The organism is Shewanella baltica (assembly GCF_900456975.1).
Classification (GTDB): domain Bacteria; phylum Pseudomonadota; class Gammaproteobacteria; order Enterobacterales; family Shewanellaceae; genus Shewanella; species Shewanella baltica.
Genome location: NZ_UGYM01000002.1, coordinates 731,069 through 743,044 on the forward strand (window position 1 = coordinate 731,069; position 11,976 = coordinate 743,044).

The 11,976-nt window shown below is 44.7% G+C and carries 15 protein-coding genes and 1 tRNA gene; 8 read left to right on the forward strand and 8 right to left on the reverse strand.

Features of this window, described 5'->3' with window-relative positions; translation table 11 throughout:
• Positions 1 to 128 precede the first annotated feature (128 nt).
• Positions 129 to 791, reverse strand: coding sequence for a ribose-5-phosphate isomerase RpiA (gene rpiA, locus DYH48_RS03200; protein ID WP_006082772.1), 663 nt, complete (start codon positions 789 to 791; stop codon positions 129 to 131).
• Positions 792 to 1,042: 251 nt separating this feature from the next.
• Here rpiA and DYH48_RS03205 point away from each other — a divergent pair, with 251 nt between their 5' ends.
• The 4 genes from DYH48_RS03205 to DYH48_RS03215 are packed head-to-tail and all read left to right on the forward strand — an operon-like array spanning position 1,043 to position 4,152.
• The gene (locus DYH48_RS03205) at positions 1,043 to 1,978 is read left to right on the forward strand and encodes a DUF808 domain-containing protein (RefSeq protein WP_006083893.1); all 936 of its coding nucleotides are present in this window, start codon (positions 1,043 to 1,045) and stop codon (positions 1,976 to 1,978) included.
• A 48-nt stretch (positions 1,979 to 2,026) separates the two neighbouring features.
• The gene (locus tag DYH48_RS03210; RefSeq protein WP_115334034.1) at positions 2,027 to 2,989 is read left to right on the forward strand and encodes a 3'-5' exonuclease; all 963 of its coding nucleotides are present in this window, start codon (positions 2,027 to 2,029) and stop codon (positions 2,987 to 2,989) included.
• Positions 2,986 to 3,144 (forward strand): hypothetical protein, encoded by a 159-nt coding sequence (locus tag DYH48_RS23645; RefSeq protein ID WP_172481143.1) that lies wholly within the window; start codon positions 2,986 to 2,988, stop codon positions 3,142 to 3,144. The genes DYH48_RS03210 and DYH48_RS23645 overlap by 4 nt, the downstream gene beginning before the upstream one ends.
• A 48-nt stretch (positions 3,145 to 3,192) precedes the next feature.
• Positions 3,193 to 4,152 carry a hypothetical protein gene (locus tag DYH48_RS03215; RefSeq protein WP_115334035.1) on the forward strand — a complete coding sequence of 320 codons (960 nt, stop codon included), beginning with the start codon at positions 3,193 to 3,195 and terminating at the stop codon, positions 4,150 to 4,152.
• A gap of 111 nt (positions 4,153 to 4,263) precedes the next feature.
• On the opposite strand, the gene DYH48_RS03220 is transcribed toward DYH48_RS03215, so the two are convergent.
• Positions 4,264 to 4,602: a PBPRA1643 family SWIM/SEC-C metal-binding motif protein gene (locus DYH48_RS03220; protein WP_012089999.1), complete on the reverse strand. Its 339-nt coding sequence runs from the start codon at positions 4,600 to 4,602 to the stop codon at positions 4,264 to 4,266.
• A 367-nt stretch (positions 4,603 to 4,969) separates the two neighbouring features.
• On the opposite strand from DYH48_RS03220, the gene DYH48_RS03225 reads away from it, so the two are divergent.
• A tRNA-Trp gene (locus tag DYH48_RS03225) sits at positions 4,970 to 5,046 on the forward strand.
• Between the two features lie 92 nt (positions 5,047 to 5,138).
• Here DYH48_RS03225 and DYH48_RS03230 read toward each other — a convergent pair.
• Positions 5,139 to 6,155 carry a tyrosine-type recombinase/integrase gene (locus DYH48_RS03230; protein ID WP_115334036.1) on the reverse strand — a complete coding sequence of 339 codons (1,017 nt, stop codon included), beginning with the start codon at positions 6,153 to 6,155 and terminating at the stop codon, positions 5,139 to 5,141.
• Entirely contained in the window at positions 6,148 to 6,375 is a 228-nt protein-coding gene (locus tag DYH48_RS03235) for a DUF4224 domain-containing protein (RefSeq protein WP_011625439.1), read from the reverse strand. The genes DYH48_RS03230 and DYH48_RS03235 overlap by 8 nt, the downstream gene beginning before the upstream one ends.
• 316 nt (positions 6,376 to 6,691) lie before the next feature.
• On the opposite strand from DYH48_RS03235, the gene DYH48_RS23650 reads away from it, so the two are divergent.
• On the forward strand, positions 6,692 to 6,832 hold the full coding sequence (locus DYH48_RS23650) for a hypothetical protein (protein WP_166485403.1): 141 nt from the start codon (positions 6,692 to 6,694) through the stop codon (positions 6,830 to 6,832).
• 56 nt (positions 6,833 to 6,888) lie between these two features.
• Here DYH48_RS23650 and DYH48_RS03240 read toward each other — a convergent pair whose 3' ends face one another.
• The 4 genes from DYH48_RS03240 to DYH48_RS03255 form a co-directional block, all read right to left on the reverse strand.
• On the reverse strand, positions 6,889 to 7,299 hold the full coding sequence (locus DYH48_RS03240; protein ID WP_115334037.1) for a hypothetical protein: 411 nt from the start codon (positions 7,297 to 7,299) through the stop codon (positions 6,889 to 6,891).
• A 114-nt stretch (positions 7,300 to 7,413) separates the two neighbouring features.
• Positions 7,414 to 9,522, reverse strand: a complete 2,109-nt coding sequence (locus DYH48_RS03245; RefSeq protein ID WP_115334038.1) for a hypothetical protein — start codon at positions 9,520 to 9,522, stop codon at positions 7,414 to 7,416.
• Positions 9,519 to 9,890 carry a hypothetical protein gene (locus DYH48_RS03250; RefSeq protein WP_041416756.1) on the reverse strand — a complete coding sequence of 124 codons (372 nt, stop codon included), beginning with the start codon at positions 9,888 to 9,890 and terminating at the stop codon, positions 9,519 to 9,521. The genes DYH48_RS03245 and DYH48_RS03250 overlap by 4 nt, the downstream gene beginning before the upstream one ends.
• A 51-nt stretch (positions 9,891 to 9,941) precedes the next feature.
• Positions 9,942 to 10,526, reverse strand: coding sequence for a hypothetical protein (locus tag DYH48_RS03255; protein ID WP_115334039.1), 585 nt, complete (start codon positions 10,524 to 10,526; stop codon positions 9,942 to 9,944).
• Between the two features lie 413 nt (positions 10,527 to 10,939).
• Between DYH48_RS03255 and DYH48_RS03260 the strand changes: the two genes are divergently transcribed.
• Positions 10,940 to 11,506 (forward strand): hypothetical protein, encoded by a 567-nt coding sequence (locus tag DYH48_RS03260; protein ID WP_011625442.1) that lies wholly within the window; start codon positions 10,940 to 10,942, stop codon positions 11,504 to 11,506.
• Positions 11,507 to 11,517: 11 nt separating this feature from the next.
• Positions 11,518 to 11,643 (forward strand): hypothetical protein, encoded by a 126-nt coding sequence (locus tag DYH48_RS23905; RefSeq protein ID WP_256613021.1) that lies wholly within the window; start codon positions 11,518 to 11,520, stop codon positions 11,641 to 11,643.
• Positions 11,644 to 11,976 lie beyond the last annotated feature (333 nt).

The following is an 11,976-nucleotide window of genomic DNA, read 5'->3' on the forward strand; positions in this document are numbered from 1 at the left end:
TTAACCCTAAAAAGAACCATAAAAAATGCCAGCCCTTGAATAAAGTGGCTGGCATTTTTATCGCGTATTTTTACCGTGTTGTTTACATCTGCAGCCGTGTGACTGGGATGTAAGTGTTAACGCTTAACTTATTCGGCGGTAAAGGTTTTTACGCCATCAGGGGTGCCGACTAACAACACATCTGCGCCGCGTTTAGCGAACAGACCGTTAGTGACGACACCGACTATCTCATTGATCTGACTTTCCAATTCTTTTGGATTAAGGATCTTAAGATTGTACACATCGAGGATCACGTTGCCGTTATCGGTCACAACGCCTTCACGGTACACTGGATCGCCGCCTAGCTTAACTAACTGACGTGCCACATAAGAGCGCGCCATAGGGATGACTTCAACTGGCAGTGGGAATTCACCTAGGATGTCGACTTGCTTAGTGTTATCCACGATACAGATAAACTTTTCAGCCACAGCCGCGACAATTTTCTCACGAGTTAACGCCGCGCCGCCACCTTTGATCATATCCATACGGTCGTTGATTTCATCGGCACCGTCCACATAGACAGACAAACGATCGACGCTGTTTAAGTCATAAACGGGAATACCCAGCGCTTTCATTTTCTGAGTTGATGCCTCAGAACTAGAGACTGCGCCTTCGATATCAGCTTTCATGGTCGCCAGTGCATCAATAAAGTGATTCACAGTCGAACCAGTACCAACACCAACAATACTGTCTCTTTCAACGTACTTGAGTGCGGCCCAACCGGCAGCTTTTTTCATTTCATCTTGAGTCATGTTGACATCCTGTAACGGCAAATGAGTAAAAAATTCTGCGCTTAGTATACTCTTTTCCGATAAATAATGTGGCGCAATTCCGCCTTAGGTGTGATCTAGATTGCAGGCTTGTCGACATGAGTCAGTGATCCCAATAACCTAAGTAACTGAAGCAGTTAAGTTAGAAAGCATTTCGCTATACGCCACTAATCTAACTAAGCTACTATGGCAAAAGCAGAATGGTTTATAGATGATTGGTAGAGGGATTTAGCATGGCTGGCGCAAGTTTATTAACCTTACTTGACGATATCGCATCGATTTTGGATGACGTAGCGGTAATGAGTAAAGTGGCGGCAAAGAAAACCGCGGGTGTGCTTGGGGATGATTTAGCCCTCAATGCCCAGCAAGTCACAGGCGTGAGTGCCGAGCGTGAATTACCTGTCGTTTGGGCGGTAGCTAAGGGATCGTTTCGTAATAAATGCATTTTAGTGCCCGCAGCCCTGCTGATCAGCGCCTTTATTCCTTGGGCGGTAACACCGTTATTGATGTTTGGTGGACTGTTTTTATGTTACGAAGGGTTCGAAAAACTGCACCACAGCTATAGCCACAGAAAAGGCCAACCACACAGCGAAACGCAGGAGGAAAGCGAACTTCCAGACATCAAAGATTTAGCCGCTTACGAGGCTGAAAAAGTCAAAGGCGCGATTCGTACCGACTTTGTGTTATCGGCGGAGATTATCGCGATTACCTTAGGCATAGTGGCGGACAAATCCCTGTCGACGCAGTTTTTCACCTTATCCGTTATCGGGATCATCATGACCATAGGTGTGTATGGTTTAGTGGCCGCGATTGTGAAAATGGACGATGCGGGTTTGTACTTGAGTCAGCGTGAAGGCGAGTCGGCATTAACGCAAATGAACCGCAAACTGGGTTTTGGTTTATTGAGCGCCGCACCTGTGCTGATGAAAAGTTTAACCATTATCGGCACTGCGGCCATGTTTATGGTGGGCGGCGGGATTTTAACCCATGGCTTACACATGATTGGCGAGCAAATCCAGCATGCTGAGCAAGCAGTCGCGGCGATGAGTTTTGTCGGACCTGTGCTTGCCGTGCTGACACCAAGTGTGCTAAATGGCCTATTTGGCGTCGTTGCTGGCGCAGTCGCACTCGCAGTGATGACAGGGATACAAAAACTGCGTGGCGAGTGAGGTGCGTGCATCGAAAATCGAGGATTAACTCAACAAGGAAGGGCGACGATGAAGTTAATGAAATACTGTATCTCCCCGAGTAAGTTGGCTTGGTTACGCAAAGAATTGGGTAAAGATGCCAACGGCTTGATTGCGGCAATGGATGCTGCGGGCACAGCTTATCTCGATAAGCTCAATGCATCGACCGAGGCGTTAGAGGGAGAGCCGCTAGAAGGTGAGGTGGTGGTCGAGACTGACACGCCCACCAATGCGAAGGCTCAGACTCAGACTCAGACTCAGCGGCAAGCGCAGCGTCAGTTGGCGTATTTGTGGTTGCAGCAGCGGATTGCCTTAGCGACTCGTATCGATGATGCTGATATGGCGGCACTAGCTGCCTTGGAATTTCAACAGATCCACATTGAAGTGGTTCAACCATCGGAGTTCGATGCGGTTGTCGCGCGATTACAGGCTGAGCAAGTCTTAGGTTTTGATACTGAAACCCGTGCGAGTTTTGAGCGCGGCGTACAACATCCCCTGAGCCTTATCCAAATCGCGACAGCGGACGCTTGTTATCTATTTCAACATGCCATTTTAGGTGAGCAATTCACCCAGTTAAAAACCGTATTAGAAGATGAAAATATACTCAAAGTCGGCGTCGGTTTACGCAGTGATGCGCAGGCTCTCAAGCGGCAATGGGGCATCAATGTCGCTTCAAAGTTAGATTTAAACTGGGCACTGGCGCAACTTGGGGCGGAGAAAGAAATGGGGACGCGCCAATTGGTGGCGACTCTGCTGGGCACCCGTATCGATAAACCGAAAAAAATCACCCTATCGAATTGGCAGCATGTGCCATTATCTAGCGCGCAAATCGATTATGCCGCCGCCGATGCCTTGGCTGCACTCATGTGTTTCAATGCGTTAATCACTCAGCTGACGCCTTTTTATCATGCATCGAGTGCCACAAAAGCCGCGCCGTTAATCCCCTTGAGTCTAGCGGCGCCATTGGCGAAATATTTTAAGGATGTTGCATGAAGCGCAAAACCCATGATGCCGCAAAGGAAGACATCAGGCCATTACACTCGGATATGAGCTCGCAGGGCACCAGTACTTTAGGTTTGATTTACCGCGTGCTGGGCATGTTGATCCTGTTAGCGATGATCACCCTTGGGGTAAATGCCTGGGCATAGTGATTTTGTGATCATCAGTGCCAGCAGGCAAGAATAAAGGAGAACGCTATGTTAGATGCCATTTGTGAACTCGAAACAGAGGATCATTTAACAGCGAGAACCACTTACAGTGTTTTTAAGTTTCAACAATTATCCGATGACGATATCGAGCGTTTGCGGCAATGGTTAATTTGCCCCGCGTGCGGCGGTAAAGCGTATTTTCGTAAAGCTTCAAAGGATGGCAAAGCCGCCTGTTTCGGCTCGCGTTATCACCAAGCCGATTGCATTGAATTTAAACCCTCGGCGCAAAAGTCCCGCGAGGAGCAAGATGCCATCGAAGTGCATCAGCAGCTGGTGGACGCCGATGCGTTAATGATCGATTTCAGTCGCAAGCCCCGCCGCCATTCTACCGCAAACAAAGCGCCAACCGTGCCATCTGCAAGTAAGACTGCGCCAACGCCTAAGTCGTCTTCTATATCTGAGTCATCTGCTATATCTGAGTCGTCACCAGTACCTGTTACATCGTCAGCGGACGGTCAAGTGCAAGAGTCGAAAACAGACTATCAAGTTAACACTGCGGCGCGCACAACCGAGAAACGGGTGCCGAGCCAAGGGCTCGAAAAGTTACTGCACAGTTTATTGCGCGGTACAGATTTGGCAAAATCTGATCTCTGGGTATACACAGACACTGAGCGCAAATACCGTTGGCGGGCGAAGAACCTGTTCGTCAACTTTGCCGATGCCGACCCGCTTGATAACAAACCCCACATGTATTGGGGCACTATCTCCCACACTGATCCGACCATGAGCTGGCTTAATCCCGCCGACAGTAAAGATATCGGCATTCCTATCGATGGGATAAAACAGCCATTATTAGCGCAATTTGAAATAGAAGATAAACGCGATCTAGAAGGTGCGGGATTGATTTTATTTGGCAAATGTTTTTGGAATAAAGAAAAGACCCGCAAAATTATTCAGCTGTGGAATAACGATTTGCAGCGGATTTTTATCTCGAAGCTGGAAGATTAGCTTTGGGCAGAAACTAGAATTGGGGAGAGAAAAGGGGCTATTCCCGACGTACAAAAACGTCACGGCAAAAGTCCCTATCTATTTTATTACTCATAACGCTGATTAAAGCGTTTACTTGCCGCAGCACTTCTTGAATTTTTGACCGCTACCACAAGCGCAAGGCTCGTTACGATTCGGTTTCTTCTCGAACGTCGTGGTCTTAGGCTTATTCAATAAACCTTCTAATTCAAGGATATCTTCAGCCACATCGGCATTGACTTCGATATTAGCAAACAGTTGGTGTTCGGCAACAATCGCAGCAACTTCGAGTTTACGCGCTTCATCGGCAACGATTAATTGCAGAGGTAAGGCTTCTGTACCCGGTTTAGCGGCACGCTTAGTGTTGTAGCCAAAGCTCTCATGCTTTGGCTTAGGCGTTTTACGACCTTTGAAGAAAAATTTGTCTGACATCTTGGTTCCGTCGAGCAGTGTATGAAATTGACGATGCTTATACTATAAAACGCCGATTTTATAAATCGAACTCAGATCTTTTTTCGATAAATGCGTGGCTTTTACTCTTAAGCGGCCCAAAAATTGCCGAAACAGCCATATCCGTCGAATTTATTGCAGCGATTTGCCTTGGAACATTGGGGCGCTAACTCTCTTGATAATGTATCCATTAAAACATTAAGCCCAATATGCGGCGGCTTTTTAATCTCTGTGGCACTTAATTCAACAGTAACTGGCTAACTTGTTTGAAAAACCTTCAGTTAATGAGTTTTGTCATAAAAAGTACTTTACCTTTGGAAGTGCTTTTAGCATAATGCCCCACGTCAACAGGGGTGTAGTTCCAATTGGTAGAACAGCGGTCTCCAAAACCGATGGTTGCGGGTTCGAGTCCTGCCACCCCTGCCAAATAAAACAACGGCTTGCATAGAAATATGCGAGCCGTTTTATTTTGTTAGAAAAGTTGTTAGAAATGTCTAATCAGCTTTTTGAATAACGATTCACTTCTTAATACTGCCGATCGTTGGCACTATCTCAGTTCTGCGGTCATAAACGTTCACTTGGCCAACGGTTTTATGCCCACTAAATTGCTGCTTGTCGTGAATGTTTCCCTCAAAGTCAGAGATGCCTTTCGCTTTGATGTCGTGAAATGTGAACGTTCGTTCAATGTCTGGATATTGTAATGCTAGTTTGTCTATCGCTCTGCGCCAACTGCTGCGCAGACCATCTGCTGTTAACCTGCCTCCACCTGTTTTGTTGATTACAAAGACGCTGGCAATCCCTTTGCGTAATGTTTTCGCTTCATTAATGAGTTCATGCAAGCGTGGCGACCAAGCCTTGATCTGTTTCTTGCCAGTTTTACCCTGCTGAATAAAAATCCCTTCATCCATCACTTGTGACCACTTCAGTGATAGCACATCGGCTTGTCGCGCTGCACATAGATAACTGATCTCACAAGCAATTTTTAGCCGCTGTTCGCAGCACTCAAGTAGTGCGTTAAACTCATAGTCAGTGATGTACCGATCACGTGATTTATTCTTGAACTTCTTAACGCCTTTAGCAGGGTTTTCTTTGCAATGACCACGCTCGTATCCCCAGCCGAAGACTACACTACATGCTGATAATTCGTGATTTGCCTGAGTACGACTTGTGTTCCCTCTAATATCCATGTATCGACGAATGTGGTGTGGCTTAATTGTGTCTGGTTCCATTTCGCCAAAGACTTTATTAAACATCGCTAGTTCTCGTTCTCTATCCCTTTGCGAGCGAGGTGCTAGTTCTTTGAATGTTGCAGATGCCTGGTATTCGTCAGCCATGCGTTTGAATGTGTACTTGGTCAGTGATTTTTCAATAGCTGCTTCGTATGCAGTCCAAACTTCTGCACGTGTTGAAGATGCAGAGCACAAGGTAATTGTGCGCTTGCTGTTTTTCATGATGTAGCTGGTAGCTTTACCGCGAACTTTATGCAGGTATACGCCTTTTGGCATCCATGCATCTTCTGGTTTGCGTTTAGCCATTGCTTATTGCTCCAAAATTAGGAACATTGTCATTTGCTACCGCTCGATGTGTAAATGGGTAGTTTACCGCCGTCCATGTCACTACAGGCTTACCGTCACTACGTAAGTGATAATGTATTCCTTGTAACTTTAGTTGCTTGATTTGGGCGCTTGCTTTCGTATAGCCGGTTAGCTCTATTAATTGTTGCTCTGTTAGCATTTCGTTTAAAATGGTCGCCATATTAGTTATCCATAATGCTTGAGCAAAGAATTATTAATCCTTTGGCTCCAATATATTTGCGACTATTTTCTCATTCATTTTTTCAAGTTATGAACTCTCAAACTGCCCAATACGGACACATAAAGCCTTTTTTATGGTGATTAGAATTGGAGTTAATGCTTATCCCGCTTGCTGTAAAGATACAAGCTTCCGACAGTCACCACTGTGAAGAAAACGAACAATCCCAGTAATCCCCATATTAACGGCGTCATCGCTCATCCCTCTCGTTATTTAACATCTATCGTTTATAATAGCTTGGACTTAGAAGGAGGGCATTATGGCAAGAACGTTAGAGCAGATTCTAGAGCAGGAAAAACCAGAAGTGGTTTTGCAAGCCAATGAGAAGGCTGCGGAAATTCTAAAGGATATTGATGAGAAGGCAGAGGCGTCAGCCGCTAAGGAGCAATCCGACGGCTGACGATGAAGTGGATATAAAAACTTTCACATGTGAAAGTTCTTGTGCCTCAGCATGATTCAACTGAAGTTGAACCAACCTTCATCTTCGAGACGAGGTAAATTCCCGTAAAACTCTTCAATGGCCCTTTCCTTATGTTGTTCACTAAATTTTCCATTGTTTAAGTAAGAGTGGAATGAGTTAACATAAAACTCCTCTTTAAGTCTGCTTATCAACAACTTAACATCTTCCTTGTAGATGATCGTTGGTTTCTGAGTTATCCAGTCGCTCCACTCAATCTCAACCTTACTCAGCACTTGAAAAATTAAAGGCTTAACATCCTCAATAGCGCTCAAAACTTCCTTATCCTCTGCGCTAGGGTGCGCTGAGATAGGAAGAAGAAGGCCTTGGATTGTCTCTTGAGTTGACCAAGCTTGCTCGGAATAAAAATACTCTTTGTTTTCAAAGTTAAGATGTAAATAATATGCCATTACCAATTTCCAATTTGTTTAACACAGAGCTATTTTTACTCAAAAACTAGTCATAGTTGGCACGCCAAAGTGCCCAATTTGGACAAATCGGTCACTTGGTGCACTAGAAAACTTTCACATGTGAAAGTTTTGAGCCGACTTTGACTTAGGTTCTTCGACAACCTTGACCTTGCGACCAGTTGGTACATAAAACAGATACCATCCCCCAAATTCCGTGGTTTGTTCCGCCAGAACATCTCCCGTTTCTGTGTCAATGAGAGCGACTCTAATTCCGTCTCGATCAAGCTGGCCCTCAACCTCACGAATTTCAGTTAACGGCAAACGTAGCTTATTTATCCCGCCTCTTATCAACCTCGTTGATTCTACCGCCTTATAACTAGGGGACAGGTTGAAGCTGCTACCTACCTGAATGGTGTAACGTTGATAAGGTGTGAGTGAACCAATGATGGCTGGTGTTACTACTTCCTGCCCAGCGACTGTTGCTTTAATGCTTTCAACTTCGGGCTCAGTTGGTTCACAGATTCCGTTAAGGTTTAAATCTTTACAGGTTGATAGCTCCAACTGAGCTTGACTGCGTTGAGGAGTTCTTAATAATCCAGTTCGGCCAAGGCTACCACTGACTGATAAAGTGATGTTGTTACCGCTACTAGACGAGTAGTTGAACGAAGCTGATACAGTTGCAAATTTCCAGTTCCAAAGATCTGCACGTAGGCTTTGTTGCTGGCCCACCCATCCATGACCAAAATTGCTTGCCGTGTAGCGATAAGTTAGCCGTCCCAGGTTAAATCGTTTTGATACCTCTCCATTGAAACGTTCTATATCTTTAATACCATCAAGCTCTTTACTTTCATGCTCATAGGACGCCAAAACCTGCCAACCTTCCGGCATGTTAGCAAGCATTCGCCCTCCAAACATATTGGATCTGACACCATTGGTTAAACGATTGGAAAAGTATGGAGATAAAGAAATTGAAGTATTCAGTGCCTCAATGCGAGCACTGTGATATGTGCGTAGCATCGTTTCATTGGTTTCATAACCATCGTGCGTACGGGAGGAGTACTGAATAGTTGGTTGGAACAGAGAGCGAGATGAAATGCTAAAAGAGCGTAGTTGATAGTTATCCAAATCGCTAAATTGTCCGAAAATAGAGAACTTATCATTCTGCCAAGAGCTGTTCAGAGTGTATCCACTATTGCCATACCAAGCAGGCTCAAATGAAAAGTCATCTCTTGAATATAAAGCGGAAAAATACTGTCTTTCCTGCTCATCCTGACCAGCGAAAAGTGACAAGTCATTGGTCGCTCCATAGGCCAAGTGTCCAATTAGTTTACTTTCATCAGTGATTGGAGACTTGCCTATAGCTACTTGATAGTTGAGTTCTCCCACGGGGGCAAGCCGCCCCGAAATGGCTCTCTCGATTGTTTTAGTGTCCGTTCTGCCGTCAGGTAAAACCGCGTAGAATTTATATTGATTATTGCTGTAATCCAGTTCGATTTTGTAAGAGAACGGCTCACTATCCAGAACCAGTGATTCTAGATAGGTTCCGTCGCGGTATACATCTACCCGTGTTCCAACAGGCCAATAAAGCTCAATTTGGTCATTAGAAAATGATCCAGTGGCAAGGCTACTTTCATTCGTGAGTGAGAAACCATCCAGCCCGTAACGCTGAACACGACCGACTTCAATGTCTTTAACGTTGTTGTTCTCCTCATCGTGCCACTGGCTGGAGAAATATGATTCTTGCCCTCCTAACCCCGCTCTAACATCAACATCTAGATTTGCGACGCGGCCTGTTCCCGTGATGTTACCTGAAATATCACCTTTGTTTTGATAGGTGAGAAAGTAGTCAATGGATTTTATATCCAAATTAGATACAGTTGGTTCAATTGCAACCTCTGGTTTGACTACTTTGGGTTTGGTTGTGTTATGACGTGGATAAAAGTAGATGGTTTGTTCTGACCAAACAATTTTGACATGACCAAGATTGTTTAACCTTTCCAAGGGAAGTGATGCTGTTGTGTTTACACCAGCAGCTTGCCATAGCCCTGGCTCAGCCATGGTGCTATCTACTTCACGAGAAACAAGGTACTCCCCCTTACTTTGTCCGTTTAGGACAAACTTCATCAGGTAGTCATCCGCACGTGTTGGTGAGGCTGTAAGTGTGAAAGCTGCGGCCAAGATAGAGGGCACAAAAACTTTCACATGTGAAAGTTTTTTCTTCATCGAGACACCTCCCTAACCGGGAGTCTCAGCGTGATTCTTGAGTGAACGCCTTGTTTTTCTTCGCTTTGTAAGGCATATGAGAATGCCATCTTCGCGTCTGGTGTTAATACTTTCCCATCACTCTCACGTGCTTTTACTACTTGCCGCTCTCCTGGAATAAGTTGGAAACGCCGGGGGAAGACTTGCACTCCATCCGGGGGGATAATTCTCACGACTATTGGTGTATTTAAGGTATTTGCTACGGGGATTTCAGTAACTGTCTTGTGAATGATGTCCACTTCGTGGATCTTGAGTTGAAATGCAGTCGCGGGTGAAGATAGAAGAGCTGCTAGCGTCGCCATCATGATTGAATTAATAAGGGGCTTCATAGGGACCTCCAAAGGACGAGGGACTGACTTGGTCAGTCCCTGCACGAGTGATTACTGGTAGTCGATTTGAAGATCGACGGTTCCTGTGAAGACCCCTTCTTCCCACGCACTGAGCTGCATGAATCCTGATGAGGCTGTTGCGGGTTGGCGATACGACCAGGCGATATAAAGCTCGCCAGAAGATGAAGTAGTTGCTGCAACTGGTGCCGCGTTTATACCGACGCCTGTACTCGTTTTGGAGATCGCATCTGTGCAGTCAACAGTTGAAGTAGTTAGGTTAATTTTTGGTGTTCCCGAAAAGCTTAAAGCTGCTCCACCTGGAGCTGAGGGATTTGATAGGTTAGTGATGGTAATCCCGACCGATTTATTCATATCTCCAGCGACTTTCAAGCAACCGGGCTGTACAGTGTCTTCCGGATTTTGCGCCAAATAAGTCGCCCAACTTTTTAAAGAGAACCCGCCTGTTGGGGCGGCTCCCGGCAGGCGTTCCAAGGTCATTGTGTATGGTTGAATCTCAACAACAGAGAGAGCTGGCGGGGTTGCCGAAATTTGAGCAGTCCCGGTACCTGTACCTGCATAAGCGGCGGATGAAAGAGTAATAAATGCTGCGAGGGCGGCGTACTTAAATGATTTCATTTCTAGAATCTCCATGTGAATATAAAATGTGTTTTTCGCATGGGGAATTTTGAAGGTGATTACCTGATATTTTGGTACGTCAAAGTGCCCAATTTGGACAAAATGGAAAAAGGATAGAGTTACGATAATTACGGTATTATCGTAATTATGATAATTACAGTAATTTAAATTTTTTCTGAAGTGATAAACTTAATCTAATAAAATAATTGACTAATTTTGACTTTGGAGTCGTTGACAACTCCCTATGTCTTGTTATTATTTAAATAAAGGTAGCTGGCCTTTAAACAGCATATTATTTTAGCTGAGTTCAACTCAGCTCATTCAAATAGCCTATTCACAATTTGTGATTAGGACATCAGGAAAGGCATGGGGTCTTTACCTGTTCATTGTTTCACACTTTGAACGGGGGCGTTATGCAATCCAACATCTTCAAACCTTTGCCATTTTTACCATCTCGACATCATCTTAATCGATGGGCATTTGGCTATTATCTTGTAAAAAAAGGTTTTTCTACTTGCATTGTCATGGAGGAAACATCTTTTACTTATAAGCAGATCAGAAAAATAAGAGAAGATTTAGCTATCAAAGAACGTCGCCGGGCGAGTTACGGGCAGGATATTCTGTCAAAGGAGGATTGGATAACGTACTCAGCGGCAATTAATGTTTATGTTGAACTGAGTGAAAAAATAGCTCATATAAAAGCAGTCATAGAAGTACATGATCGATTTAATGGTGAGAAAGATTTTGATATATCTGGCTTTTACAAAGCATGCAAAGAAATAAAGAGCGGTGAGGCTTTTTTTGCTGAATGCGTACACTGTAAAAGTGAAGTTTTCAGTGGGCCAGGATTGAGAGATAAAGTTGTTAGTAAGTGTTGCCCTGCGTGTGGAAAAAATAATTGGGAGCATCCAAAAAGTGAGCATCGCTTGGGGCATATTGCTACCCGCCCTAAATCTGGTGACCAACAACCGTTATTTTGAGGAGATTTGTTATGTACACACAAATTACCAAGATTGAAATGATCATCGCTGGCACAGTAATCGCAGGTTTGTTCGAAGTGGACATAATTCGAATCGCCAGCAAGATTTTTACTTCAATCTTGATAGCAAGCTTTTAATAAAGGGAGGTAGCTGGCCTCTCTAAACAAACAGCATATTAATTGATTTGGTAAGCGGAAAACTTTCACATGTGAAAGTTCCACCGTGAGTTCATGCCTGGCATGAGCGGCCTTATAGGTTTAGACCTGTCTGGTTAAAGCGTATCGCCATAACCCCCCGTTAATCAGGCGCGAATGGGGCGGAGTGCTCAACAGCCGCGATCGCAGTGCCTCAACTTTAATCGTTGAGGTTTGTTATGAACGTACAAATTCACCCTTCTTATTTCCACAAGATTGTTTCGTCGGAACCATTTTCATTGATGCTCGATGTCGCCGCAGCGAGTGGATCAAGAG